Annotated in this window: 24 protein-coding genes and 2 pseudogenes; 20 read left to right on the top strand and 6 right to left on the bottom strand. The window is 62.5% G+C overall.

The features are described from left to right. Positions 1-28: 28 nt before the first annotated feature. Positions 29-1605 (bottom strand): annotated as a pseudogene (locus PQR02_RS21750) (ABC transporter substrate-binding protein). Positions 1606-2051: 446 nt separating this feature from the next. Between PQR02_RS21750 and PQR02_RS21755 the strand changes: the two are divergent. From PQR02_RS21755 to PQR02_RS21790, 8 genes are all read left to right on the top strand, one after another. Next, positions 2052-2936 carry a GNAT family N-acetyltransferase gene (locus PQR02_RS21755; protein WP_408235602.1) on the top strand — a complete coding sequence of 295 codons (885 nt, stop codon included), beginning with the start codon at positions 2052-2054 and terminating at the stop codon, positions 2934-2936. Between the two features lie 15 nt (positions 2937-2951). Continuing rightward, a complete protein-coding gene (locus PQR02_RS21760) occupies positions 2952-3875 on the top strand; it encodes a 2-hydroxyacid dehydrogenase (protein WP_408235605.1) in 924 nt (307 codons plus the stop codon). Positions 3876-4058: 183 nt separating this feature from the next. After that, positions 4059-5483: an aspartate aminotransferase family protein gene (locus PQR02_RS21765; RefSeq protein WP_408235608.1), complete on the top strand. Its 1425-nt coding sequence runs from the start codon at positions 4059-4061 to the stop codon at positions 5481-5483. Positions 5484-5548: 65 nt separating this feature from the next. Next, positions 5549-6046 (top strand): Lrp/AsnC family transcriptional regulator, encoded by a 498-nt coding sequence (locus tag PQR02_RS21770; RefSeq protein ID WP_408235611.1) that lies wholly within the window; start codon positions 5549-5551, stop codon positions 6044-6046. 311 nt (positions 6047-6357) lie between these two features. Further along, positions 6358-7452, top strand: a complete 1095-nt coding sequence (locus PQR02_RS21775; protein ID WP_408235614.1) for a tartrate dehydrogenase — start codon at positions 6358-6360, stop codon at positions 7450-7452. A 76-nt stretch (positions 7453-7528) separates the two neighbouring features. Further along, on the top strand, positions 7529-9001 hold the full coding sequence (locus tag PQR02_RS21780; RefSeq protein WP_408235617.1) for an NAD-dependent succinate-semialdehyde dehydrogenase: 1473 nt from the start codon (positions 7529-7531) through the stop codon (positions 8999-9001). Next, positions 8998-9990, top strand: coding sequence for a M14 family metallopeptidase (locus PQR02_RS21785; RefSeq protein ID WP_408235620.1), 993 nt, complete (start codon positions 8998-9000; stop codon positions 9988-9990). The genes PQR02_RS21780 and PQR02_RS21785 overlap by 4 nt, the downstream gene beginning before the upstream one ends. Positions 9991-10038: 48 nt before the next feature. Continuing rightward, positions 10039-10383 (top strand): cupin domain-containing protein, encoded by a 345-nt coding sequence (locus PQR02_RS21790; RefSeq protein WP_408235623.1) that lies wholly within the window; start codon positions 10039-10041, stop codon positions 10381-10383. Positions 10384-10471: 88 nt separating this feature from the next. Here PQR02_RS21790 and PQR02_RS21795 read toward each other — a convergent pair whose 3' ends face one another. Then, positions 10472-10837, bottom strand: a complete 366-nt coding sequence (locus tag PQR02_RS21795; protein WP_408235626.1) for a nuclear transport factor 2 family protein — start codon at positions 10835-10837, stop codon at positions 10472-10474. Positions 10838-11025: 188 nt separating this feature from the next. Beyond that, a complete protein-coding gene (locus PQR02_RS21800) occupies positions 11026-11781 on the bottom strand; it encodes an SDR family oxidoreductase (protein ID WP_408235629.1) in 756 nt (251 codons plus the stop codon). A gap of 90 nt (positions 11782-11871) precedes the next feature. On the opposite strand from PQR02_RS21800, the gene PQR02_RS21805 reads away from it, so the two are divergent. After that, positions 11872-12825 (top strand): LysR family transcriptional regulator, encoded by a 954-nt coding sequence (locus tag PQR02_RS21805; RefSeq protein WP_408235632.1) that lies wholly within the window; start codon positions 11872-11874, stop codon positions 12823-12825. Between the two features lie 58 nt (positions 12826-12883). Here PQR02_RS21805 and PQR02_RS21810 read toward each other — a convergent pair whose 3' ends face one another. Next, positions 12884-13189, bottom strand: a complete 306-nt coding sequence (locus tag PQR02_RS21810) for a hypothetical protein (RefSeq protein WP_408235635.1) — start codon at positions 13187-13189, stop codon at positions 12884-12886. Between the two features lie 325 nt (positions 13190-13514). Here PQR02_RS21810 and PQR02_RS21815 point away from each other — a divergent pair, with 325 nt between their 5' ends. The 5 genes from PQR02_RS21815 to PQR02_RS21835 all read left to right on the top strand — a co-directional run bounded on the left by PQR02_RS21815 (position 13515) and on the right by PQR02_RS21835 (position 17416). Next, positions 13515-14348 carry an ABC transporter substrate-binding protein gene (locus PQR02_RS21815; protein ID WP_408235638.1) on the top strand — a complete coding sequence of 278 codons (834 nt, stop codon included), beginning with the start codon at positions 13515-13517 and terminating at the stop codon, positions 14346-14348. A gap of 40 nt (positions 14349-14388) precedes the next feature. After that, positions 14389-15105: an amino acid ABC transporter permease gene (locus tag PQR02_RS21820; protein WP_408235641.1), complete on the top strand. Its 717-nt coding sequence runs from the start codon at positions 14389-14391 to the stop codon at positions 15103-15105. 22 nt (positions 15106-15127) lie between these two features. Next, positions 15128-15778, top strand: coding sequence for an amino acid ABC transporter permease (locus PQR02_RS21825; RefSeq protein WP_408235644.1), 651 nt, complete (start codon positions 15128-15130; stop codon positions 15776-15778). Further along, positions 15775-16527 carry an amino acid ABC transporter ATP-binding protein gene (locus tag PQR02_RS21830; RefSeq protein ID WP_408235647.1) on the top strand — a complete coding sequence of 251 codons (753 nt, stop codon included), beginning with the start codon at positions 15775-15777 and terminating at the stop codon, positions 16525-16527. Before PQR02_RS21825 ends, PQR02_RS21830 begins: the two co-directional genes overlap by 4 nt. A 121-nt stretch (positions 16528-16648) precedes the next feature. Continuing rightward, positions 16649-17416, top strand: coding sequence for an IclR family transcriptional regulator (locus PQR02_RS21835; RefSeq protein WP_408235650.1), 768 nt, complete (start codon positions 16649-16651; stop codon positions 17414-17416). Positions 17417-17457: 41 nt separating this feature from the next. Here PQR02_RS21835 and PQR02_RS21840 read toward each other — a convergent pair. After that, a pseudogene (locus PQR02_RS21840) lies at positions 17458-17694 on the bottom strand (DUF2252 family protein); the annotation flags it as partial. Between the two features lie 35 nt (positions 17695-17729). Beyond that, positions 17730-17951: a hypothetical protein gene (locus PQR02_RS21845; RefSeq protein WP_408235653.1), complete on the bottom strand. Its 222-nt coding sequence runs from the start codon at positions 17949-17951 to the stop codon at positions 17730-17732. Positions 17952-18172: 221 nt separating this feature from the next. Here PQR02_RS21845 and PQR02_RS21850 point away from each other — a divergent pair, with 221 nt between their 5' ends. Genes PQR02_RS21850 through PQR02_RS21875 form a run of 6 tightly spaced genes read left to right on the top strand, consistent with a single transcriptional unit; the run spans position 18173 to position 24842 of the window. Continuing rightward, complete coding sequence (locus tag PQR02_RS21850) at positions 18173-19003, top strand: DeoR/GlpR family DNA-binding transcription regulator (protein WP_408235656.1); 831 nt, start codon at positions 18173-18175, stop codon at positions 19001-19003. A 22-nt stretch (positions 19004-19025) separates the two neighbouring features. Further along, on the top strand, positions 19026-19946 hold the full coding sequence (locus PQR02_RS21855; RefSeq protein WP_408235658.1) for a substrate-binding domain-containing protein: 921 nt from the start codon (positions 19026-19028) through the stop codon (positions 19944-19946). After that, positions 19943-21547, top strand: a complete 1605-nt coding sequence (locus PQR02_RS21860) for a sugar ABC transporter ATP-binding protein (RefSeq protein ID WP_408235661.1) — start codon at positions 19943-19945, stop codon at positions 21545-21547. The genes PQR02_RS21855 and PQR02_RS21860 overlap by 4 nt, the downstream gene beginning before the upstream one ends. Further along, positions 21544-22557 (top strand): ABC transporter permease, encoded by a 1014-nt coding sequence (locus PQR02_RS21865; protein WP_408235664.1) that lies wholly within the window; start codon positions 21544-21546, stop codon positions 22555-22557. The genes PQR02_RS21860 and PQR02_RS21865 overlap by 4 nt, the downstream gene beginning before the upstream one ends. Continuing rightward, complete coding sequence (locus PQR02_RS21870) at positions 22550-23533, top strand: tagatose kinase (RefSeq protein ID WP_408235667.1); 984 nt, start codon at positions 22550-22552, stop codon at positions 23531-23533. Before PQR02_RS21865 ends, PQR02_RS21870 begins: the two co-directional genes overlap by 8 nt. Then, entirely contained in the window at positions 23526-24842 is a 1317-nt protein-coding gene (locus tag PQR02_RS21875) for a D-tagatose-bisphosphate aldolase, class II, non-catalytic subunit (RefSeq protein WP_408235670.1), read from the top strand. Before PQR02_RS21870 ends, PQR02_RS21875 begins: the two co-directional genes overlap by 8 nt. Positions 24843-24844 lie beyond the last annotated feature (2 nt).

Consider the following 24844-nt stretch of genomic DNA (forward strand, 5'->3'; position numbering starts at 1 on the left):
TTGCGCGTACTGCTTCAACGCGCGATCGTCACGCGTTCCACCAGACATGTTCGGCGAAGGAGAAGCCCATCATCGCACCGGTCGGGATCGAGCCGAGTCCTTGCAGACGCTGGTCGTTCGCATCGAGCAGGCTGATGAACGCCGGAATGCCGATACCGCCCTGCTCGGCGACGATGACCTGCATGTCGCCGTACATCTGCTTGCGCTTCGCGTCGTCGGTTTCCGAGCGGGCCGCCAGCAGCAACTGGTCGAACTTCGGGTTCTTCCAGCCCGACTCGTTCCACGCGGCGTCCGACTTGAAGAACTGCGTGAACAGCACGTCGGCGCTCGAGCGCGGATTCACGCTGCCGAATCCGAGCGGATGCTTCATCCAGTGGTTCGACCAGTAACCGTCGGCCGGCACGCGATTGACCGTGATGTTCAGGCCGACTTTCGCGCCCGTCTGCTGCATCAGTTCCGCCATTTCCACCGAGCCGTTCGCGTCGGGCGTCGCGTAGATCGGCGGCAGCGGCGCGCCGATCGCACCGGCTTTCTGAAAGTAGAACTTCGCCTTGTCCAGATCGACCTTGCGCTGCGGCAGCGCTGCATTGAAGTAACGATGGCCCGGCGGAATCGGCTGGTCGTTGCCAATCACCGCGTAGCCGCGAAACACCGCCGTGCGGATCTGATCGCGGTCGAACAGATATTTCATCCCGTTCACGAAATCCGGGTTGCCGGTCATCGTATTGTCGCGGCGCATGATGAGGTCCGAATACAGACCCGACTTGGTTTCGTTGACCGCGTAACCCGGCGTCGATGCGATGCGCTGCGTCGAACGAGGGTCCACCGAGTTGATCAGATGCACGTCACCCGACAGCAGTGCGTTCACGCGTGCGGCGTTATCACTGATGCTGATCAGTTCGATCTGGTCGAGATACGGCAGACCCGGCTTCCAGAATTGTCGTTTCGCACGCCGACCGTGCTGACGCCCGGTTTGAACGACTTCACCTTGTACGGGCCGGTGCCGGTGCCCGCGTTGAAATCGGTCGTGCCGTCCTGGACGATCACGAATTGCGGCGTCGCGAGAATCACCGGCAGATCGGCGTTGGCCGAGGCGAGCGTTAGCGTCACTTCGTTCGGGCCAGTGGCCTTTACGTCGGCGAACTGGTCGGCCAGCGACTTCACTTTCGAGGCCGTCGCCGGGTTCTTGTGGCGCATCAGCGAGTACACGACGTCGGCCGGCGCGAGCGCCTTGCCGTCGTGAAAGACGACGCCCTTGCGCAACTTGATGACCCAGGTTTTCGCGTCGGACGTATCGAGTGCTTCCGCGAGGTTCATCTGCGGCGTCAGGCTTGCATCGAGCTGCGTCAGACCGCTGTAGAACATGAAGAAGCGGATATAGTCGCTGCCCGCCGAACCCTTTGCCGGGTCCATCGTATCGGCGGTCGAACCGACGTCGTAGGCCACCCGGATCTTGCCGCCTTTCTTCGGCACGGGCGCGGCGAATGCGGACCTCGCACCCGCCAGTAGTCCGCCTGCGCCGGTCGCCAGCATGCTGCCCGCAGCCATTACCCGCATCATGTCGCGGCGGCTGAAACCACCTTGTTTGACTTCGTCGTCGTTCATGCGAACTGCTCCTAACAATGAGAAGGTTGGATTCTGCTTAGCCGGCTTGAGAAGATTTAAGCACCCCAAAAAACTACCGGTTGTCGCGATCGGAGCGTCGCGACCATTCGAATCGGCCGTTTTGGGTGGTCTGCGCAGCACGATTTGCCGTGCCCCCCGTGCGACTGGCGCCGCGCCTCCGGCTGCGCCGGGCGGCTGCCTTGCACTAGCGGCGGCGGACAACGCGGCCACTGACAGAAATCGTAAAGTCTCATGCGTGATATATGCCGCCGACAAAAATGCCGATTCAGCACAATCGACGCGTTCCGGCCCGATTGACGGTGTGTTTTGTAGCGAGTTGCGTCGAACGGGATTCTGGTGAGGCAAGATAAAAGGATCGTCCTATTAACGACGCAGCCGAAATGCGACAGTCGCAGGCAAGTGTGATGTCTTTCAAGGAGTGAGCCGTGTCAGGATCCGCAGAACAAGAAACGCTTATCTATCGACGCTTTACCCCTGACGACATCGCGGCCGCGCATGGCCTGTCGACGGCGGTCAGCTGGCCGCATCGTGCCGAAGACTGGCGCTTTGCCGCCGATGCGGGAAGCGGGTTTGCCGCCGAAGAGGCCGGCGTCGTGATCGGCACGGCGCTGTTCTGGAAGTTCGGCGCGGACCGCGCGACGCTCGGCATGGTGATCGTGTCGCCGGAACATCAGGGGCGTGGGATCGGCCGCAAGCTGATGATGCTGGTGCTCGCGGAGACAGGCAACCGGGTGACCTTTCTGCACGCGACCGTGGCAGGTCAGCCGCTGTACGAAAAGCTCGGTTTCCGCGCGTGCGGCGCGCTCGAACAGCATCAGGGCGCGGTGTTCCAACCGCCGCTCGTGTCGTTGCCCGCGGGTGAACGCCTGCGTCCGCTGGGCGTCAACGATACGCCGCAACTGGTCGAACTCGCGTCGCGCGCATGCGGGCTGGATCGCAGCGCCGTGCTGCCCGCACTGCTGCAGGCCGCCGACGGCATCGCGCTGGACCGCGACGGCGAACTGCTCGGTTTTGCGTTGTTCCGCCGATTCGGCCGCGGTTATGCAATCGGTCCGGTGGTGGCCGCGGATGCCCCCGATTGCAGCCGTGCGAAGGCGCTGATCCGGCATTGGCTCGCGCTCAACGAGGGCGCGTTCGTGCGGATCGACGTGCCGGCCGGTAGCGGTCTGACCGACTGGCTGATCGGCCTGGGCCTGCCGCGCGTCGACCAGGTCGTGAAGATGGTCCGCAATGCGGAGCCTTCGCGGATCGAAGGGCCGCCCGATACGCTGTTCCGCCAGTTCGGCATCATCAATCAGGCGATGCTTTGACGCCGACACACTGCCGTGACCTTTCTCTATAAGGCCGATCCGGTCCGCGGCGCGCAATGGGCTGAACGCTTCGCGCTGCGTGCGCCGGACCTACGGTTCCGGGTTTGGCCCGATCTCGGCGACCCGGCCGAGGTCCGCTATCTCGCCGCGTGGTCGCCCGGCGATCTTGCCGAAACACTGCCGAATCTCGAAGTGGTGTTCTCGGTTGGCGCGGGCGTCGATCAGTTCGACCTGACACGCGTGCCGCCGCATCTGCCGGTCGTGCGGATGATCGAGCCGGGCATCGTCGAGGGCATGGTCGAATACGTGACCGAGGCCGTGCTGGCCGTGCATCGCGATCTGTTCGACTACGCGTTGCAGCAGCAGGCGCTCGTGTGGCAAGCGTTGCCGGTGAGAGCGGCGTCGGCGCGCCGGGTCGGCGTGCTGGGCCTTGGCATGCTCGGCGCGGCGGTGCTCGAACGGCTGAAGCTGTTCGGCTTCGCGTGTGCGGGCTGGAGTCGTTCGCCGCACCAGATAGAGGGCGTCGACTGTTACGCGGGCGACGCGTCGCTCGACGCATTCCTCGCCCGCAGCGATGTGCTCGTCTGTCTGTTGCCCCTGACCGATGCAACCCGTGGGCTACTGTCGCGCCGGGTGTTCGACGCGTTGCCCGACGGCGCATCGCTGATTCATACGGGACGGGGCCCGCAACTGAACACCGTCGATCTGCTCGACGCACTGCGCCGCGGACGTCTACGCAATGCGGTGCTCGACGTCACCGATCCCGAGCCGCTGCCTGCCGATCATCCGTTATGGACGCAGCCGCGCGTGCGCATCACGCCGCATATCGCCAGCGCCACGCGTCCCGACGGCGCCGTCGATGCGGTTCTCGACAACCTGCGCCGTCATCGCAATGGGGAAGCGATGCTCGGCGAGATCGACCGGGAGCGCGGCTATTGAGCGCGTGATGCGCTCGTACGCACCGCTGTTAAGCGGGCGCGGCAGAATATGCTGCACATTGGGTGCAAAACGCGTCAGCTGCGCTCTTTGAGCTTTTTTTTGGCGGCACGGCGGGTAGCGGGCAATCGTTAGTATGGACCGGTCAACAGTCACTTCCGCTCCAACCCGCGACGAGAACCCAACATGCCGAACCAATCGCTTATCGAAGCCGACCGCAAACACCTGATCCATCCGGTCATCAACTACCGCGCGCATGAAGCACGCGGCGTCACCGTGCTCGAATCGGGCCACGGCGCGTATCTGCGCGACCGCGATGGCAACGAACTGCTCGACGCATTCTCTGGCCTGTGGTGCGTGAACGTCGGTTATGGCCAGGACAGCATCGTCAAGGTCGCAGCCGAACAGATGGCGCGCCTGCCTTACGCGACCGGCTATTTCCACTTCGGCTCCGAGCCTGCGATCGAACTGGCCGAGAAGCTGGTGTCGTATGCCCCGGCGTCGCTGCAACATGTGTACTTCACGCTCGGCGGCTCCGATGCGGTCGATTCCGCGATCCGCTTCATCACGCATTACTACAACGCGACCGGCCGGCCGTCGAAGAAGCACATGATCGCGCTGGAACGCGGCTATCACGGCTCGTCCTCGATCGGAGCGGGGCTGACGGCGTTGCCGGCGTTTCATCGCAACTTCGACCTGCCGCTGCCGAGCCAGCATCATTTACCATCACCTTATCTGTATCGCCAGCCGGCGGGTATCGACGCGAAGGCGCTGATCGCGAAGTCGGTCGCGGCGCTCGAAGCGAAAGTCGTTGAACTCGGCGCGGACAACGTCGCGGCGTTCTTCTGCGAACCCATCCAGGGTTCAGGCGGTGTCGTGGTCCCGCCGGGCGGCTGGCTGAAGGCGATGCGCGACGCGTGCCGCCGCCTCGACATCCTCTTCCTCGCCGATGAAGTGATCACCGGGTTCGGTCGCACCGGCCCGCTGTTCGCATGCGAGGCCGAGCAGGTCGAACCGGATCTGATGACGGTCGCGAAGGGTTTGACCGCCGGCTACGCGCCAATGGGCGCCGTGCTCATGTCGGACGCGATTTATCAGGGGATTGCCGGCCAAGCAAACGACACGGCCATCGTCGGTCACGGCCATACGTATTCCGCGCATCCGGTTAGCGCGGCGATCGGCCTCGAAGTGCTGCGGCTTTATCACGAAGGCGGACTGCTCGCGAACGGCCAGGCGCAGGCACCGCGCTTCGCTGCCGGTCTCGATGCGCTGCTCGATCATCCGCTGGTGGGCGATTCCCGGCATCGCGGCCTGCTCGGCGCGCTCGAACTCGTATCGGACAAGGAAAGCAAGCAGGGCTTCGATCCGTCGCTGAAGCTGTCGGACAGGATCGCCGCGGCGGCATATCGCAATCAGCTGGTGTTCCGTGCATTCGGCGACAACATCCTCGGTTTCGCTCCCGCGCTGTGCTATACGGAAGCCGAATTCGACCTGCTGTTCACGCGCTTGAAACGCACGCTCGACGAAGTCATGAACGAGTCGGAGGTCCGCGCCGCGCTCAAGGGCTCGTCGCATGCGGGATCGCCCGGAACAAGGCGCGCGGCGGCATAACGGCGTGATAACATCGGCATGCTTTTTTAAAGCATAACCCTTCGATCGTCAGACCGAACCAAGACATGAGTAGCGACTGCAAGCTGGACCGGATTGACCTGCGCATTCTTTCGCAACTGCAGAAGAAGGGCCGCATTACGAATGTCGAACTTGCCGATGCCGTGGGGCTGTCACCCAGCCCCTGCCTGATCCGTGTGAAGCGCCTGGAGAAAGCCGGCTATATCGTCGGCTATGGCGCACAGATCCAGCTTGAAAAGCTCGGCGATGTACAAGTCGTGTTCACCGAAGTCACGCTTGCCGATCATCGCCGTGAAGACTTCATCAAGTTCGTCGCGGCGGTTCGCGACGTGGACGAAATTGTCGAGTGCCATCTCGCGAGCGGCGGCTACGACTATCTGCTCAAATTCGTGACGCGCAGCGTGAGCCACTACCAGAGCATCATCGAACGGCTGCTCGAACGCGACATCGGCATTGAAAAGTATTTCAGCTACGTGATCATCAAGACGCCGTTCATCAAGACGCACTACCCGCTCGAAACGTTGTTTTCGCAGAACCACAATTGAGCGATTGACGCGGGGCCAAGGGCGGCTGTTCGAGCTTGTCTGCTTGAGGTTGCCGGCTTGAGGTCGATCACTTGGGGTTGACCACCTGGCTCCATGCCAACCGCGTCTTTCTTTCGTTCCGCTTTATCTCCCTTTCGCCAATGTCACGCGACGCCCGCAAAGCGTCGTGCATTGCGTGCGCGCGCTCTTTTCGGAACGCGTGCCGCGTCCGCGCGTCAAATGCAGATTTTTATGCTGTGCACGCCCGCATAGAATAAAGCTCATCGTTTTTCGCTAGCGCATTGGTGCGCGCCTATCAGGAGAGACCCGGTATGACCCGCAGTTATCGCATTGCCGTGATTCCCGGCGACGGCATCGGCGTCGAAGTGATGCCCGAAGGCTTGCGCGCACTCGAAGCCGTGAGCCAACGTTTCGGTATCAAGTTCGACTTCAAACATATCGAGTGGGCGAGTTGCGACTACTACGCACAGCATGGCCAGATGATGCCGGACGACTGGAAAGCGCAACTGCAAGACTGCGACGCGATCCTGTTCGGCGCGGTCGGCTGGCCCGACAAAGTCCCGGACCATATCTCGCTGTGGGGTTCGCTGCTGAAGTTCCGGCGCGAGTTCGACCAGTACATCAACCTGCGTCCCGCGCGTCTCTTCGAAGGCGTGCCGTCGCCGCTGGCCGGCCGCAAGGCCGGCGATATCGACTTCATGATCGTGCGCGAAAACACCGAAGGCGAGTATTCGTCGGTGGGCGGCACCATGTTCGAAGGCACCGCGCGCGAAGTCGTGATGCAGCAATCCATCTTCACGCGGCACGGCACCGAACGCGTGCTGAAGTTCGCGTTCGATCTCGCGCAGCGTCGCGCGAAGAAGATCACGGTTGCGACCGAGAGCAACGGTATCTCGATCAGCATGCCGTGGTGGGATGCCCGCGCCGCCGAAATGGCCGCGCGCTATCCGGACATCAAGTGGGACAAACAGCACATCGACATCCTGTGTGCGCGCTTCGTGCTGAACCCGGACCGCTTCGATGTGGTGGTTGCATCCAACCTGTTCGGCGACATTCTTTCGGACCTCGGCCCCGCATGCACCGGCACGATCGGCATTGCGCCGTCGGGCAATCTGAATCCCGATCGCACGTTTCCTTCGCTGTTCGAACCGGTTCACGGCTCCGCACCGGATATCGCGGGCAAGAACATCGCCAATCCGGTTGCGATGGTATGGTCGGCGGCGATGATGCTCGATTTCCTCGGCAACGGCGAAGGCATCGAACGCGAAGCACACGACGCCATGCTCCAAGCGATCCAGCATGTGCTGAAGGAAGGCCCGCGCACCGGCGACCTCGGCGGCAAAGCGAACACGACGGAAGTCGGCAAGGCACTCGCTGCACGGATCGCCGGAACCGAAGCGCGCTAGTCTCGCGAGGCGCGCACAACTCATCTGCGACGCACGTACCAGGCACACGCAGTCACCAACCAACGACGAAACCGCCATGTCACTTGAACAGCAAGCGCGTCCGCTGATCCGCGCGGACAACTTTATCGACGGACGCTGGGTTGCCGCGCAAAGCGGCAAGCGCTTCGTCGTCACCGATCCCGCGACCGGCGAGTGCATCGCCGAAGTCGCCGACAGCGGCCCGCAAGACGCACGCGCCGCCACCGACGCCGCCGCCCGCGCGCTGCCGCAATGGCGCGCCCGGCTGCCCACCGAACGCGCGGCGGTGCTGCATCGCTGGCACGCGCTCATTCTCGCGAATCAGGATGCGCTCGCCGCGCTGATCTCGCTCGAACAGGGCAAGCCGCTCGCGGAAGGACGCGGCGAAGTCGCGTATGGCGCGTCCTATGTCGCGTGGTTCGCGGACGAAGCCACGCGCATCTACGGCGACCTGATCCCGCAGCGGCAGCGCGGCAAGAAGATGAGCGCGGTGAAGGAGCCGATCGGTATCGTCGCCGCGATCACGCCGTGGAATTTTCCGCTTGCGATGATCGCGCGCAAGATCGCGCCTGCACTCGCGGCAGGCTGCACGGTGGTCGGCAAACCGGCTGAAGACACGCCGCTGACCGCGCTCGCGCTGGTCCAGCTTGCGCACGAAGCGGGTGTCCCGGCGGGCGTGCTGAACCTGATCGCGTCGTCGCGCGAATCGGCGGTGGAAGCGGTCGCCGACTGGCTCGGCGATAGTCGCGTACGCAAGATCACGTTTACCGGCTCGACGCCGGTCGGCAAGTATCTGGCACGCGAATCGGCGGGAACGCTCAAGAAGCTGTCACTGGAGCTGGGCGGCAATGCGCCTTTCATCGTCTTTGACGATGCGGATCTCGACGCGGCGGTCGAGGGTCTGCTTGCAGCGAAATTGCGCAACGGCGGACAGACCTGCGTGTGTCCGAACCGTGTGTATGTCCAGGACCGCATTTACGATCGCTTCGCCGCGCGTTTGCGTGATCGGGTCGCCGCATTGCGCGTCGGACCGGCGACGGACGACGCGTCGCAAATCGGTCCGATGATCAATCTGCGGGCGGTCGACAAGATCGCGCGTCACGTCGAGGATGCGCTCGCCAACGGCGCGACCCTGCTGACAGGCGGTCGCCGTCTGACCGAACTCGGACCGAACTACTATGCGCCGACCGTGCTGGGCGACGCGTCGTCAAAGATGGCGCTGTGCGGCGAGGAAACCTTCGGGCCGGTCGTGCCGCTGTTCCGTTTCGACACCGAACAGCAAGCCGTCGATGCGGCGAACGACACGCCATTCGGTCTTGCCGCATATTTCTACAGCGAGAATCCGCGCCGCATCGAACGCGTATCGCGAGCGCTGGAAGCCGGGATTGTTGGCATCAACGAAGGTGCGCTGTCGTCCGAAGCCGCGCCGTTCGGCGGCGTGAAGGAATCGGGCTACGGCCGCGAAGGCTCGAAATACGGCCTCGACGACTATCTGTCGATCAAATACCTGTGTCAGGGAGGATTGGAATGAGCAACGAAGCGAACCATGCGAACCACGCGTATCCGATCGAAATCGAATTCCCCGACATTTCCGCGCATGCCGAAGGCAACACCGGCATTGCCTACGTGCACACGTTCGACTCGGGCACGCCCGGCCCGCATGTCATGATCAATGCGCTGACACACGGCAACGAAGTGTGTGGCGCAATCGTCGTGGATGCGCTGTTGCGCGCCGGGTTACGGCCACGGCGCGGCAAGCTGACGCTGTCGTTCGCCAACGTCGATGCGTACGCGCGTTTCGATCCGGAACACCCCGACGCCGCGCGCTTCGTCGATCAGGACTTCAATCGCGTGTGGACCGCAAGCGTGCTCGACGACCTGTCGCGCACATCGAGCGAACTCGAACGCGCGCGTCAGATGCGTCCGGTGATCGACACCGTCGATGCATTGCTCGACCTGCATTCGATGCACGAGAAAAGCGCGCCGCTGATCGTCGCCGGTCCGCTCGACAAAGGGATCGCGCTAGCGGTCCAACTCGGCACGCCCGCCACCGTGATCTGCGACGAAGGCCATCCGGAAGGACGCCGGATGCGCGACTACGAAGACTTCGGTCGCGACACGAGCCCGAAAAACGCCCTGCTGATCGAATGCGGCCAACATTGGGAAAAGAGCGCGGTGACGGTTGCGCGCGACACGACTGCGCGCTTTTTGCTGCTGGCCGGTGTGGTCGACGAAAACGATCTGCCTGATGGCTGGCTCGCGCCGTTGCCATCGTCGCTCCATGTGGTGCGCGTGACCGAACCGGTCGTCGCAAAGAGCATGGATTTCCGCTTTGCGGGTCCGTACAGCGGGCTCGAAATCTTCGATAAGGCGGGAACGGTGATCGGCTGGTCGGACGGCCAACCGGTTGTCACGCCTTACGACGATTGCATGCTCGTGATGCCTTCGCTGCGTCAACTACGTCCCGGCGTGACCGTCGTGCGGCTCGGCAAGATCGAGCAGCGCATCGAGCGCGCGTGAGCTCAGCGTATTTCCAGTCTACCCATTCAACGTCCAGGGCAGCATCTCGTGAAAGTTCAGCAGATCAAACAGGCCGTACGGCTTCAACCGCTCGAAGACTGGGGAACCGCCGCTCTGCCGGGCACCGAACCGGCTCGGGTCTCAGGGCGTCAATACGTGATTCCGGGCGCGGAGGCGGTCGATGCAGGCGTGTTCGAATGCTCGCCGGGGACGTACCGCCGCTCGGTCAAACAGGCCGAAGTGATGCATTTTCTGACGGGTGCGGGATCGTTCACGCCGGACGGCGAAGACACGATTCACTTTACCGGCGGCGATACGTTGTTCTTCGAAGCGAACACTGAAGGATTGTGGGAGGTGAATGAAACGATGCGGAAAATCTACGTGATTTTCTAGCCGACGCCGGCCTCGCGTGCACTGCAACGGGGCGTCGCCTTCAAGTCATTGAGGTTGCTAGTCTTCCTGAATGGGGGCGCCCACCGGGTTATGCAGGCATGGAGTCGAGGAAAACGTAGAGCGCAGCAATCTTCTCATCGCGAACGATGATTACATCCACGCCCGTATACTCCGGGGCCGCGCCCCGCGGGCCGGACCCCCACGCCAGGCGGCCAGCGTCGTGCAGGGCCTGAGCCTCTCCGTGCGGCACATAGGCGAAATGCGGGTGCGTCGCGCGAAGTTCCCCAGCGAAGGTGTCGAGCGCATCGTGCCCGACGAATACACCCGGAGGCGCGTAGAGCACGCAGTCCTCGGTATAGAGTTCCTCGATTGCCGCGCGACGACGCGTTGCGTCGCCCTCGCCAAAGACCTCCTGAAGGTTGCGACAGAGCAGTTCGTTGATACGGTCGGTCATAACAATTCTCCTTGCTGATTGACTACTCACTGAGCCAGGTCACGTCGCGTGAATATAGAAAGAATGCGTTTTTTCATCGCACTACTGAGCGAGTGCCAGCGCGATGGGGACTTTGACACTGTTGGGCGGGGCGAACGCTCGGAATTGAGCAGCCGGTATCGAATCGCCGGCTGATCTGGGGCCTTTCGTCAAATCTGAGCTTGTCCACCATCGACGAAGATTTCCGTGCCGGCGATGAAGCTCGAATCGGAGGAAGCGAGAAAGGCGGCGGCGCCCGCGACTTCGTCAGGATCGCCGACGCGCCCGAGCGGGATGGTCGAGGCCATGTAGTCGAGCATGCTCTGCTGCTGCGCGCTATCGGGGCCGGCCAGATCGACAAGGCCTGGCGTCTTGATCGGACCCGGGCTAATGACGTTCACGCGGATGCCGCGCGACTTCAGGTCCAGCGTCCAGCTCCGGGCGAGGTTGCGCACCGCGGCCTTGGATGCGCTATAGACACTGAACGCCGGCGTGCCCTTGATGCTGACGTTGGACCCAGTGAGTATCACCGAGGCGCCGTCGACGAGAAGCGGCAACGCCTTCTGCACCGTAAAGAGCACGCCCTTCACATTGCGACCGAACGTGTCGTCATACTGCTCTTCGGTGATTGACCCCAAGGGCAACATAGAGCCACCGCCCGCATTGACGAACAGTACATCGATGCGGCCTGCCTCGGTCTTTACGCGCTCATAGAGCCGGTTGAGGTCGTCAAGATTGGCGGAGTCCGCCTGCACGCCGGTCGCGCTCGGCCCGATCGCTGCAGCAGCGGCATCGAGTTCCGTCGAACGGCGGCCGGTCACAAAGACCCTCGCACCCTCGGCCACAAAACGCCTCGCGGTGGCAAGGCCGATACCCGTTGTGCCGCCGGTGACGACGGCTATCTTTCCTTCCAGTTTACGTACCATGATTTATCTCCTGTGTGACGAGACAAATCTATGGCAGCGTGCTAATTTTCGAAAGAGAAATGACTGAAAACCATCGTTGCAGGATTGTCGATGTCAAAGTTACCTGACTTTGAAGGATTCGCGATGTTCGCGAAGGTCGCCGAAGAAGGTTCGTTCGCTGCTGCTGCGGCGACAATGGGCGTCTCCGTTGCCACGGTGTCTCGGGCCGTCACCCGCCTCGAGGAGCGACTGGGAGGGCGGCTTTTTAACCGCACCTCCCGACGGCTTGCGCTCACGGACTATGGCCATATGCTCGCCGAGCGCGCGTCGAAAATCTACGCCGACGCCGAAGAAGCTGAGGACATCGCGCGCGAGACGTCAAGCCGACCGCGTGGTCTGGTCAAGCTCGCTGCGCCACTGTCCTTTGGCGCGCGCTGGGTTGCCCCACTGCTGCCGGAGTTCTTCCGCACCTATCCGGATATTGCCGTGGAACTGCATCTCACGGACGCCCATGCGGATCTGATCGGTGATGGCTTTGACGCCGCCCTCCGTATCGCCATCATGGAAGATTCGACACTCGCTGCACGTCTCATCGCACCCGTGCGCCGGTTTATCGTGGCTTCTCCGGCCTATCTGTCCCGTTATGGTCGCCCGCAGCACCCCCATGATCTTGGCGCGCACCAGTGCCTTACCTTCGCCAACAGAAGCAAGCGGGACGTTTGGCGATTTACCCACAAAAGCGGTGAGGAGTGCACGATTACGCCGACCGGGGCGTTGCGCGCGACAAACGTGGAAGGGTTACTGCCCACGCTCCTCGCGGGACTTGCCATTACCGAGCTGCCCGAGTTCGTTGCGACACAGTATTTCGCCGACAAACAGCTTGAACCGCTGTTGACCGATTGGCGCTTGCCGGAAGGCGGCCTGTATTTCGTCACACCCACTGTTCGCGCACGGCCAGCAAAGGTTAGCGCGTTGGCCGATTTCGTCATCTCCAAACTCACCCCGGCTGAATGGAGCGCCGAGACGATGATGGGCTGGAAGTCACCCAGTCACCATAGCCGGTGAATGCGGTCCTTTCCAAAGGGCCTGTCACATTATTCCTCTCGCCTTTTGTTTGCGATCGTCAGCGTTTCGCGGAATCGTCCCCAGGCGAGTCCTTATGGACGACCTCGACGTCGACGGTCCGGCCGTCGTCGCCGAACGCGCGCGCCTGTTTGCGCAGTGCGCGCGTCTTCCACCAAAGATAGCCGCCGACGATCGTGCCCACCGCGAACAGCACAGCGAGCAGCACCACCGACAGCATCGCGGCCGCCACGAATACGATCGCGCCCAGGACGACGGCCAGCCATCGGCCGAACCATCCCGAGCCGCCCATCCTGATCCCTTTGTCGAATGCCACGCGCCGCGGCGGCGGTCTGTCGTTCTGCATCGCTTGTCTCCCGGCCGGTCCGGCGAATGCGGGCAGGCGGTCTTCAGTTGTGCGTCGCCTCAATGTGAACCACTGACGTCGTCGGCGCAAGCAGTCAATCGGCGGGCGTTCAAACCCGGGAAGTGCCCGCGTATACCCCATTGCAACTATTTTTTTCCCGTGAAACACTGGCCGTCATCTGCTGTGTCGGACATGAATCCGATATATCGGACAGCCAGGCGTTAGCGCGCGATCGCGTCGATTTCATCGATCGGAGAGTGCCGCGAAGGTCTTCTTGACGCCGCTTGTGTACACGCATGGACTTCTCACGAGATCGGGACGAAAAATGAGATTTGTCAGGGAAAGCGCAAAGTTCACCTGTTTATTCGCAGTGGCCGGTCTGTTGATCCTCGCCGGTTGCACAAAGGTTGCCCCGCCGGAGCAGGGTGCCGCAGTTGATTCGACGCTGAAGCAGGTCCTGCAACGCGGCACGCTGCGCGTAGGCGACTGCTTGACCTTCGCGCCGTTCGGCTTCTACAACAAGGACGGCCAACCCGACGGCTACGACGTCGACCTGGCGAAAGAACTCGCGAAGCAGATGGGCGTCAAGCTCGAAGTCGTGAATACGACGAGCGCCAACCGGATTCCGAACCTGCAAACCAGCAAGGTCGACGTCGTCTTCTGCAACTTCACCCGCAACCTCGAGCGAGCGAAGGAAATCGCGTTCACGAATCCCTATGTGGTCGCGAGTGAGGCACTGCTGGTCAAGAAGAGCAGCGGCATCAAGTCCATCAACGACATGTCGGATCGCACGATTGCAACGGTCAAGGGCTCGACCAACGGCGATGAGGTGCGCTCGCTGAACATGAAGGTCAAGATCCAGGAATTCGACAGCTCGCAGGCTGCGATCCTCGCCGTCAAGCAGGGACAGGCCGATGCGATGATCGAGGACAACAACTTTCTCGCCTATCAGGCATCGCTCGATCCCGATCTGACCGTCACCAACGAAGCGCTGGTTCCGCTCGAATACAACGCGTTCGGCGTGAAGGCAGGCGATGAGGTCTGGCTCAACTACCTGAACCTGTTCCTGTTCCAGGTCAACGCATCGAAGCAGAACGCGCAGCTCTACAAGAAGTGGTTCGGCGCCGAGCCGCGCTTCCCGCTGAACCCGCAGTACTGAATCCCCGCTGGCGCCGCGCGGGTCGATCGACGGAGGAACCATGAGTTATGAATGGGTGACCCTTGCGGGTTATTGGAACGATTTCGTTCGCGCGTCGTGGCTGACGCTCCAGGTCACGCTGCTGGCCTTCGTCCTCGCGATGCTGCTTGGCTTGCTGACCGCACTCGCGAGCTCGTCGCGCGTCGGGCTGCTGCGGGCGATCGCAAGGGTGTATGTCGAAGCGATCCGCAATACGCCGGTACTGTTGCAGATCTTCATCGTGTTCTTCGGGTTGCCATCGCTTGGCATCACGCTCAATGCCTATACAGCCGGTGTCATTGCGTTAGGGGTGAACGTCGGCGCGTATCTGGCCGAAGTGTTTCGAGCCGGTATCCAGTCCGTGCCGCGCGGGCAGCTTGAGGCGGCGTCGATCCTTGGACTGGAACGTTCGCAGATCTTCATCGAGGTGGTTCTGCCGCAGGCTGCGCGAGCCGTCTATCCGGCGATCGTCAACAACCTGATCCAGCTGTTGCTCGGCACGTCGCTCCTGTCGGCGATCGCGCTGCCGGAATTGAGCGGAACCGCGACGGTGATCAACGCGCGCACGCTGCTTTATATCCAGACGTTTTCGATCACGCTGATTGCCTATCTGTTCCTGAGCAATCTGCTGTCGTGGCTGGCGGGTCAGATCGGCGTGCGTGTTTTTCATCCGCCGCTCGTCATGAAGAAACGCACGCGCCGGCTGTTCCTTCTCGCGCGTCAGGCCGATCGTACTTAAGCGCTCAAACGGGAGATCGAATATGTCGAGCGAATTGTTAATGACCAGCCTGGCGATCCTGTTCCAGGGATTACTGGCGACACTGCTTCTGTCTGCGGCGTCGATCGTCGGCGGAACGCTTATCGGACTGCTGGCAGCCGTATTGCGTTCATTCGGTCCATGGGGCACGCCGCGCATCGCCAGGCTCTATACCGAACTATTTCGTGGCACACCGGTGCTGATCACACTGATGTTCATCTATTTCGGCGTGTCGTACTTCGGCTACGCGATAGATGTTTTCGCAGCGGGTGTCGTGGGCTTGAGCGTGTATCAAGGCGCCTACATCGCCGAAGTATTCCGCTCCGGCATCGAAGCCGTACCGAAGGGCCAGTGGGAGGTGTCGCAGATCCTCGGGCTCAGCAAGACCCAGGCGTTCTTTTCTGTGATCCTGCCGCAGACCGGAAAGATCGTGATGCCGCCGCTCATCGGCCAATATTTGTCGCTGATCAAGGATACGTCGATCGTCAGCATGATCGGTATGTCGGAATTGATGCATGGTGGCCAGGCCATCGTCGACCGGGTCGGCAAACCGGTGGAGATTTATGGACTCGTTGCCGTGATTTATTTCATCGTGTGCTTTCCACTGTCGCAGTGGGTGCGCCACCATGACCGAAGAAGGAGCCTGTTGTCATGACCACTGTCACTACGTCAAAGCCCATCATCAATCTCACCGGTGTCAGCAAGTCGTTCGGCGCTACACAGGTGCTGAAGGCGATCAACCTCGATGTGCGGCCCGGCGAAGTGCTCGTGCTGATCGGCGCATCGGGCTCGGGCAAGAGCACGGTGCTGCGCATCATGAGCGGTCTGGAAACGGCCGACACGGGCGAAGTCTGGGTCAACGAAGTGCCGCTGCACGATGCGCGCCGGGCTAAGGAAATCCGCGGTCATGTCGGCATGGTGTTCCAGCAGTTCAACCTGTTTCCGCACAAGAGCGCGCTGGGCAATGTGACGCTCGCGCTGATCAAGGCACGCAAGATGAGCGCCGCGGACGCGAAGAAACGTGCGATGGACGCGCTTGACCGCGTGGGCCTTGCCGATAGAGCCGAGCACTACCCCAGCCAGCTCTCCGGCGGGCAACAGCAGCGTGTCGCGATCGCGAGAGCGTTGGCCGTCGAGCCGGGCATCATGTTCTTCGACGAAGCCACGTCCGCCCTCGACCCGGAGCTCGTCGGGGAGGTGACCGAAGTCATGCGCGGACTGGCGCGCGACGGGATGACCATGGTCGTTGTCACACACGAAATGGGCTTCGCGCGGAAGACCGCCGACCGCGTCGTGTTCATGGATAAGGGTGTGATTGCGGAACAGGGCGCGCCTGAGCAGATCTTCGTGAACCCGCAGAATGAACGTACGCGTCAGTTCCTGCATCGCGTGCTCGATCATTGAGCATCCCAGCAAGGCGTCGCGCCTCTATGGGCCGCGCAATGGCCAAGCGTCGTCCTTTACGCGCTAAACTCGCGTCACCCAAAAATAGATCGCGATCCCTATCGCCGACGGAGTTCAAGGAATGTCCGCACCAGAATCATCGAGGGCCAGGGGAGTTGACCGCGTCATCGGCATTCTCAAGCAGTTGCATATCGCGCGGCGTCCGATGGCGATGCGCGAACTGATTGAAGCGACCGGCGCGCCGCGCTCGAGTATTTACGAACTGGTCACCATGCTCACTGAAGCCGGATGGCTCGAGACAACGGCGGACGGGAGCGTGTTTTTCGGCCGCGAGATGCATTACTACGGCTCCGACTACGCCGTCCATAACGATCTGATCAGCCGCGCCCACCAGGCGATCCTCGCGCTCGTCCGGACGCACGACGAAACCGCGCAGTTGTGCATGCTCGAAGGCAACAAGTACACCGTGGTTCTGTCGGAGAACAGCTCGCGACCATTCAATATCAGTTCCGACATCGGCGTGAAGGTGCCGATTCCATGGACCGCTTCGGGCCGTCTGCTGCTCGCCCATATGCGGGCGGAGGAAATTCGCAGCTTGATCCCGGACGAAGACTTTATCCTCGACAACGGCAGACACATTGATTTCCGGGACTTTCTGTCAGATGTCGAGCGGGCCGCTGAGCAGGGATACTGTTGCACCGAAGGTCTATCCCACACTTTTCGACTCTGCATGGCGGCGCCTATCCGTGACCGCGCGGGTCTCCCCGTCGCGGCGCTCTGCTTCATGACCAGCCGGGACACGAATCCGGACAAGCGCGCGATGATGCTGGAAGACCTGATCAGGTCGTCGAAGGCGTTGTCGCAACCTTATGTCCGCGTGATCGCCTGAACCGAGTCAACGCGTTCAGAGTGGGTGACGCATGAAGTGAGTGGGTTGCCGATCACCGTCTGGTCCAGATCGCGAATCTGGACCGGACATTGCCTCCCGCATTGGCCACCGGACCCAGACTACCGGTATGGCAATCACCGCAGATCCAGTTCGCAGGCCTTTCGGCAGGGTCCTGACCTCCGCTGCTTCCAGCCAGTCGTAGAACTTGACGGTATTGCCTCGCACGTATGCATGTGTGAGCGGGACGTCCTGGCATTTCGGAGGAGCCCCGCGTGCATGGATCACGGTCGAGCCCTCTCGCCTCGCACCGGCCTCATTGCCGCTCATCATCATCAGGATCGATGCCGATCATCCGCAGGGTGTCGACGATCAAATCAATCTCCGCCCGCGCTCTTTCCAGCGACCCTGCTTCGAATGATGCCGGGTCTTCGCGCCCCTGAGCTTTGCGGATCGCGTCGACCATCGCGCAAAAAGCGAAGGCTTCCAGTTCGGGCGGGAAAGCTTCGTCGGGGAAGCGGTCGTGTTGGTCAGTCATCAGTGGGTAACGGCGCGGCGCGACCAATCTTTACGGTCCGGCGCCCCGGCCTACTGGAGGACCGGCCCTAAAAAACTCCGACGCCCCCACTCCGCCGCCGAAACGTCTCCCCCCAACTCGCTCAGTTCGATGGCCAGGGAAAACCTTGATGTCCTCGGATGCTGAATCCGTTGACCAACTTTCGTTTCGAAACTAAACTCCTTCGAAACGAAAGTCATCACTTGAAGAGCGGAGACATGCTGGCGAGCAAGAGTTCACTGAAGCGACGGCTGCAGATTGTCGAGATGGTTCGCAAGCGCGGCGAAGTGTCGGTTGAAGAACTGAGCCAGGCGTTCGACGTCTCCAGCGTGACGATCCGCAGCGATCTGACGTATCTCGAAGAACAGCGCTATCTGGTGCGCTCGTTCGGCAAGGCGCGCTACCTCGCGCAGCGTCCCGACGAAAGCGTATTGACGCCGCTGTCGGATGTCGCAGCCCGCAAGGCCGGCGAAATGTCGGTCGCGCGGCTCGCGGCCGAGTCGGTGGGCGACTACGCGTCGGTGATGCTCGGCGCAGGCGCGATCGTCCACAAGCTGCTGCCGCTTCTGTCGGATCGCACCAACCTCGCGTTGCTCCTCAACGACATCGCGATGGCGCAAACGGCGCAGCGCTTCATCCATTGCGAACTGCAACTGACCGGCGGCCATCTCGACCAGAACAACACCGTGCTGACCGGCCCGGATGCCGAACGCTCGGTCAAGGCGCGCTCGCTCGATCTATGCATTCTCGAAGCCTCCGGACTCGACGCCGACGGCAACCTGTTGTGCGCCGACCCGGCCCTCGCGCGCGTGTTCCGGGCCGCGACCGTCGCCGCGACCCGCAGCGTCGTGGTCGCGTGGCAACCGCGTTTGTCCGAACGCGACGGCCATGTGTTCTGCAATCTCGCCGACCTCGACGTCGTCGTGATCGACGACGGCATCGACCCGCCGACGATGGACCTGTTTCCCGCCAAGCAACTGGACTTATACCGACGAGAAAACGGAATTCTCGAATTCCGTCAAGCCACGCATTGATCCAATCAAAGGAAGAGACACCATGACCAAGCGCACCTCATTCATGGCGATGCTGTCGACGATCGCCACCGCGACGCTGATCGCCGCATCGCCCGCCGCCCACGCCGCCGACGTGAAAATCGGCGTATCTCTGCTGACGCAGCAGCATCCGTTTTACGTCGCGCTGGCCGACGCGATGAAGCAGGAAGCGGCGAAGGATCACGCGCAACTCGATATTTCGATTGCGAACCAGGATCTGAGCAAGCAGATCGCCGACGTGCAGGACTTCGTGACGCGCAAGGTCGACGTCATCGTGCTGTCGCCGGTGGACTCGAAGGGCGTGAAGGCGGCCGTGCTCACGGCCCAGCACGCCGGCATTCCGGTGATCACCGTCGACATTCAGGCGCAAGGCGTCGAAGTCGCGTCGCACATCGCCACCGACAACTATGCGGGCGGCCAGAGCGCGGGGCAGTTGATGTGCAAGGTGCTCGGCGGCAAGGGCAAGGTCGGCATCATCGACTACCCGACGATCCAGTCGGTGATCGATCGCGTGAACGGCTTCAAGAAGGCACTGGGCGCCTGTCCGGGTGTTCAGGTCGTCGCCGTGCAGCCGGGCATCACGCGGGCCGACGCATTGAGCGCCGCGCAAAACATGTTGCAGGCGCATCCCGACCTCGACGGCATTTTCGGTTTCGGCGACGATGCGGCGATGGCCGCGGCCGTAGCCGGTAAATCGGCGGGCAATCACATCAAGGTGATCGGCTTCGACGGGATGCCCGAAGCACGCGCGGCCGTGGACAAGAACCCGAACTTCGTCGGCGTGATCCGTCAGTATCCGGAGAAGATGGGCGCGCTTGCGGTCGATACCGCCGTCAAGGTCGCGGGCAAGCAGGCGGTCGCGAAAACGATTCCCGTGACGCCGGGTGTCTATCTGCATGAAAACGCGCAACAAGCCGCAAAATGAACGCGCGCGCCGATGCACGCCGGCCCGGGCCGGTTCAGCCAGCGCCATCGAGCGGCGCATCGGGCGCAAGCCCGGTGGCCGGCCACGACGGCGCGAGCGCGCTGGCGCCGCTCTTCGAATTGCGCGGCATCGCCAAGTCGTTCGGGCCGGTCGAGGCGATCAAGGAGGTCTCGCTCAAGCTGCGGCGCGGCCGCGTGCATACCTTGCTCGGCGAGAACGGCGCGGGCAAATCCACGCTGATGAAAATCCTCGCGGGCGTGTACCAGCCCACGCGCGGCGAACTGCTGCTCAACGGTGCGCCGGTCGTGTTCAGCCGACCCGCCGACGCGCAGCACGCCGGCGTGTCGATCATCTATCAGGAACTCAGCCTCGCCGCGAATCTGAGCGTGGCGGAGAACATCTTCGCGGGGCACGAGCCCCGGCATTTCGGCGTCGTCGATTTCCGGCAGTTGAGGCGCCGCACGCGCGAACTGCTCGATGAACTCGGCATTCCGATCGACCCGGCCGCGCCGGTGGCGCGACTGTCGATGGCCGAGCGGCAACTGGTCGAAATCGCCAAGGCATTGAGCCGCGACGCCGACCTCGTGATCATGGACGAACCGACGTCGTCGCTCTCCGACCGCGACGCCGACCTGCTGTTCGACATCGTGATGAAACTGAAGGCGCGGGGCAAGGCGATTGTCTACATCTCGCACCGGATGGACGAAATCATGCGCATCTCCGACGACATCTCGGTGATGCGCGACGGCCGCTACATCACCACCGAAAACAAGACCGACACAACCATCGGCGCGCTGATCGCATTGATGGTCGGCCGCGAAATGAGCGACGTCTATCCGCGTCGCGCCGCGCCGTACGTACGGGGTGAAAAGGCCCTGCTCGAAGTTCGCAACCTGACGCTCGACGCCCGGTTCCACGACATCTCGTTCGACGTGCATCCAGGCGAGATAGTCGGCTTCTTTGGGTTGATCGGCGCGGGGCGTTCCGACGTGATGAACGCGCTGTTCGGCATCGGCCGTACGCAAGGCGAGATCGTGATGAACGGCAAACCCCTGACGTTGCGTTCGCCCGAAGATGCGATCTCCGCCGGCATCGCCTTCGTCACCGAAGATCGCAAGCACCAGGGCCTCGTGCTGATGCACTCGATCGCGCAAAACGTGACGATGGCCAGCTTCGAGCGCAAAGGCTCGCGCTTCGGCATTCTGCGAAGCCGCTTCGAAGACGACCAGACCGCCAGCGCGATGACGCGGATGAACATCAAGGCGCACGGCCCCTATCAACGCGTGGGCGATCTGAGCGGCGGCAATCAGCAGAAAGTCGTGTTCTCCAAATGGCTCGCGCTGAAGCCGAAACTGCTGATCCTCGACGAGCCGACCCGTGGTGTCGATGTCGGCGCGAAATTCGAAATCTATCGCGTGATTCGCGAACTCGCCGCGGCGGGCACCGCCATCGTGCTGGTGTCGTCCGAATTGCCCGAGGCGCTCGCGATGAGCGACCGCCTCGCGGTGATGCGCGAGAAACGGATCGTCAAACAGTTCGACACGGCCGGGCTCACGCCTGAAACCGTGATGTCGTATGCAACGGGAGCCATGCAGTCATGAAATCCACCTCTCTTCACGCGGATCAGCAAACCGGCCAGGACGGCGGCCAGCGCGGCACGCCGGCCGGCCGGGGAACAGTGTCGCGGCTCGTGCGGCACTATGGCGGGATCGTCTGCGGGCTGATTGCGCTGTGCGTGCTGTTCGCGCTGCTGTCGTCAAATTTTCTGGCGCTGAACAACCTGCTGAACATCGTGATGCAAGTGTCGATCATCGCGATCCTCGGCTTCGGCATGACCTACGTGCTGCTGCTCGGCGATATCGACCTGTCGGTCGGCGCGGTGATGGCGCTGGTCGGCGGGATCGCCGCATACGCGATGCAGCACGGCCTGCATCCGGCGTTCGCGGTGCTCGCCGCGATGCTCGCGGGACTCGTGCTCGGCTGGATCAACGGCGCGCTCTCGGCGATGCTGACGATCCCGTCGTTCATCGTGACCGTCGCGACGATGGGCGTGTTTCGCGGCTTCGCGTATATCACCTCGAACGGCTTGCCGATTTCCGTCGACGACGACCGCTTCGCCGCGCTCGGCAACGGCACGCTGCTCGGCATCGCGTTTCCGATCTGGGTGCTCGCGGCGCTTCTGCTGATCAACCATTTCGTGCTGTCGCGCACCGTGTTCGGCCGCAAGGCGTATCTCGCCGGCGGCAATCGGGAGGCCGCGCTGTATTCGGGCATCAACGTCAACCGCCTGCGGATCGGCATTTTCATGATTTCCGGGCTGATGGCGAGCATCGGCGGCGTGCTGATGACCTCGCGCCTCTATTCCGCGCAACCGAACGCCGGGATGGGCTACGAGCTCGACGCGATCGCCGCGGCCGTGCTTGGCGGCACCAGCCTGAGCGGCGGCTACGGCACCATCATGGGCACCCTGATCGGCGCGTTGATCATTGGCGTGATCAACAACGGCATGAACCTGCTGAGCGTCCCCTATTTCTACCAACTCATCGTGAAGGGCGTCGTGATTCTCGTCGCCGTCTGCATCGATGTTCAAACGAAGAAACGCCATGCGTGATCTGGAAAAACCTTCCGCCAGAACCGGCGGCGCCATCCTGACGATGGGCGAGATTCTCGTCGAGATCATGGCAACCGAGCGCGGCCAGTCGTTCCGCCAGCCCGGCACGCTGATCGGCCCGTATGCGAGCGGTGCGCCCGCCATCTTCATCGACCAGGTCGCACACATGGGCAGCCGCTGCGCGATGATCGGCTGCGTCGGCGACGACGATTTCGGCACGCTGAACGTCGAACGCCTGCGCCATGATGGCGTGGACGTGTCCGGCATCGCGGTGATCAAGGGTGCGACGACCGGCAGCGCGTTCGTCACGTATCGCCAGGACGGCGAGCGCGACTTCATCTTCAACATCACGAACAGCGCGTCGGCACGCTTTTCGGTTGCGAATATCCGCGACGAACAGCTGAAGGACTGCAGTCATTTCCATGTGATGGGCTCGTCGCTGTTCTCGTTCCGGATCATCGAAGCCATGAAGAAGATGATCGAAACGGTCAAGGGACAGGGCGGCACGGTCAGCTTCGATCCGAACATCCGCAAAGAGATGCTGCGCATTCCCGAGATGCGCGAGGCGCTCGATTTCATCCTCGACTACACCGACGTTTTCCTGCCAAGCGGCCACGAAGTGACCCTGCTGGCGAGCGCGAGTTCGGAGCGTGCGGCGATCGACGAACTACTCGAACGCGGGGTGCGGGAAGTCATCGTCAAACGCGGCAAGGACGGCTGCAGCTATTACGACGGCGCGCGCGAGATTCACCTGCCCGCATTCGTGGTCGACGAGGTCGATCCGACCGGCGCGGGCGACTGCTTCGGCGCGACGTATATCGCGTGCTGGTCGCAGGCAATGAGCGTCGAACAATCATTGCGCTACGCCTGCGCGAGCGGCGCGCGCGCGGTCACCGTGCGCGGTCCGATGGAAGGCACCGCCACGCTCGCCGAACTCGATGAATTCATCGCGAACACGGAGATTCACCATGTCTGATATCGTCGCGCGTCTGTCGAACGGTCATCCGGCCGCGGCGTCGCTCAGGGGAATCTATTCGATCTGTTCGGCGCACCCGTGGGTGCTGGCCGCCGCGATGGAACAGGCCCGCGAAGACGGCACGCCGCTGTTGATCGAATCGACGTCGAACCAGGTCGATCAGTTCGGCGGCTACACCGGCATGAAGCCGGCGGACTTCGTCCGCTTCGTCCAGTCGATCGCCGACGACGTCGGCTTCGCTCGCGAGCACCTGATTCTCGGCGGCGACCATCTCGGACCGAACGCGTGGCGCAGCCTGCCCGCGGAAGAAGCGATGACGCGCGCCGAGGCGTTGATCGACGCGTACGTGTCCGCTGGTTACACGAAGATTCACCTCGACACCAGCATGGCGTGCGGCGGCGATCCCGAGCGGCTGTCCGACAGCGTGGTGGCTGAGCGCGCCGCGCGTTTGTGCGCGGTTGCCGAAGCCGCTGCGGCGCGCCTCGCCATCGGCAAAGCGCCGGTCTACGTGGTCGGCACCGAAGTGCCGGTGCCGGGCGGCGCGAGCGAAACGCTCAATACCGTCGACGTGACGAGCCGCGAGGCGGCGCTCGAAACCGTCGCGGTGCATCGGGAAGCGTGGCGCGCGCGCAAGCTCGACGACGCGTGGCAGCGCGTGATTGCTCTGGTCGTGCAACCGGGCGTCGAGTTCGATCATACGAAAGTGATCGACTACCGCCCGGAGCTCGCGACGGGTCTGTCGCACGCGCTGAAGGACATGCCCGGGATGGTGTTCGAAGCGCACTCGACCGACTACCAGAAGCCCGAAGCGCTCGATGCATTAGTGCGCGACGGCTTCGCGATCCTCAAAGTCGGACCGGGCGTCACTTTCGCCTTGCGCGAAGCGCTGTACGCCCTCGCCGATATCGAAGCCGCGCTGCTGCCAGACCTGCTGCCTGACAGCGACCGCTCGGCGCTGCGCAACGTGGTTGAGGCGGTGATGCTGCGTCGTCCGGGCAACTGGGAGAAGTACTATCATGGCGACGCACGCACGATGCGCCTGCTGCGCACTTATAGCTACAGCGATCGCGTGCGTTATTACTGGGCCGATCCCGAGATCGATGCGGCCGCGCGCAAGCTCTTGAGCAACCTGGCGAACGTGACGATTCCCGAAAACCTGCTCGGTCAGTTTTTGCCGACGCAGTATTGGGAAGTGCGACGCGGCGCGATCGACGGATCTCCTGAAAGCATCGTGCGCAGCAAGGTGCGCGATGTGATCCGGTCTTATGCGAAAGCCTGCGGCGCAGAATGCGCATCAAGTGATGCGTGACG

It is taken from the genome of Paraburkholderia sediminicola, assembly GCF_046026895.1.
Lineage (GTDB): Bacteria > Pseudomonadota > Gammaproteobacteria > Burkholderiales > Burkholderiaceae > Paraburkholderia > Paraburkholderia sediminicola_C.

Bases quoted from the DNA above. Each gene is read 5' to 3' on its own strand.
- PQR02_RS21770 (WP_408235611.1), top strand. From the start codon at position 5,549: ATGAGTAGCGACTGCAAGCTGGACCGGATTGACCTGCGCATTCTTTCG.
- PQR02_RS21780 (WP_408235617.1), top strand. From the start codon at position 7,529: ATGTCACTTGAACAGCAAGCGCGTCCGCTGATCCGCGCGGACAACTTT.
- PQR02_RS21805 (WP_408235632.1), top strand. From the start codon at position 11,872: ATGTCAAAGTTACCTGACTTTGAAGGATTCGCGATGTTCGCGAAGGTC.
- PQR02_RS21825 (WP_408235644.1), top strand. From the start codon at position 15,128: ATGTCGAGCGAATTGTTAATGACCAGCCTGGCGATCCTGTTCCAGGGA.
- PQR02_RS21845 (WP_408235653.1), bottom strand. From the start codon at position 17,951: ATGACTGACCAACACGACCGCTTCCCCGACGAAGCTTTCCCGCCCGAA.
- PQR02_RS21785 (WP_408235620.1), top strand. From the start codon at position 8,998: ATGAGCAACGAAGCGAACCATGCGAACCACGCGTATCCGATCGAAATC.
- PQR02_RS21860 (WP_408235661.1), top strand. From the start codon at position 19,943: ATGAACGCGCGCGCCGATGCACGCCGGCCCGGGCCGGTTCAGCCAGCG.
- PQR02_RS21870 (WP_408235667.1), top strand. From the start codon at position 22,550: ATGCGTGATCTGGAAAAACCTTCCGCCAGAACCGGCGGCGCCATCCTG.
- PQR02_RS21815 (WP_408235638.1), top strand. From the start codon at position 13,515: ATGAGATTTGTCAGGGAAAGCGCAAAGTTCACCTGTTTATTCGCAGTG.
- PQR02_RS21835 (WP_408235650.1), top strand. From the start codon at position 16,649: ATGTCCGCACCAGAATCATCGAGGGCCAGGGGAGTTGACCGCGTCATC.
- PQR02_RS21765 (WP_408235608.1), top strand. From the start codon at position 4,059: ATGCCGAACCAATCGCTTATCGAAGCCGACCGCAAACACCTGATCCAT.
- PQR02_RS21865 (WP_408235664.1), top strand. From the start codon at position 21,544: ATGAAATCCACCTCTCTTCACGCGGATCAGCAAACCGGCCAGGACGGC.
- PQR02_RS21830 (WP_408235647.1), top strand. From the start codon at position 15,775: ATGACCACTGTCACTACGTCAAAGCCCATCATCAATCTCACCGGTGTC.
- PQR02_RS21775 (WP_408235614.1), top strand. From the start codon at position 6,358: ATGACCCGCAGTTATCGCATTGCCGTGATTCCCGGCGACGGCATCGGC.
- PQR02_RS21820 (WP_408235641.1), top strand. From the start codon at position 14,389: ATGAGTTATGAATGGGTGACCCTTGCGGGTTATTGGAACGATTTCGTT.
- PQR02_RS21875 (WP_408235670.1), top strand. From the start codon at position 23,526: ATGTCTGATATCGTCGCGCGTCTGTCGAACGGTCATCCGGCCGCGGCG.
- PQR02_RS21810 (WP_408235635.1), bottom strand. From the start codon at position 13,189: ATGCAGAACGACAGACCGCCGCCGCGGCGCGTGGCATTCGACAAAGGG.
- PQR02_RS21800 (WP_408235629.1), bottom strand. From the start codon at position 11,781: ATGGTACGTAAACTGGAAGGAAAGATAGCCGTCGTCACCGGCGGCACA.
- PQR02_RS21795 (WP_408235626.1), bottom strand. From the start codon at position 10,837: ATGACCGACCGTATCAACGAACTGCTCTGTCGCAACCTTCAGGAGGTC.
- PQR02_RS21855 (WP_408235658.1), top strand. From the start codon at position 19,026: ATGACCAAGCGCACCTCATTCATGGCGATGCTGTCGACGATCGCCACC.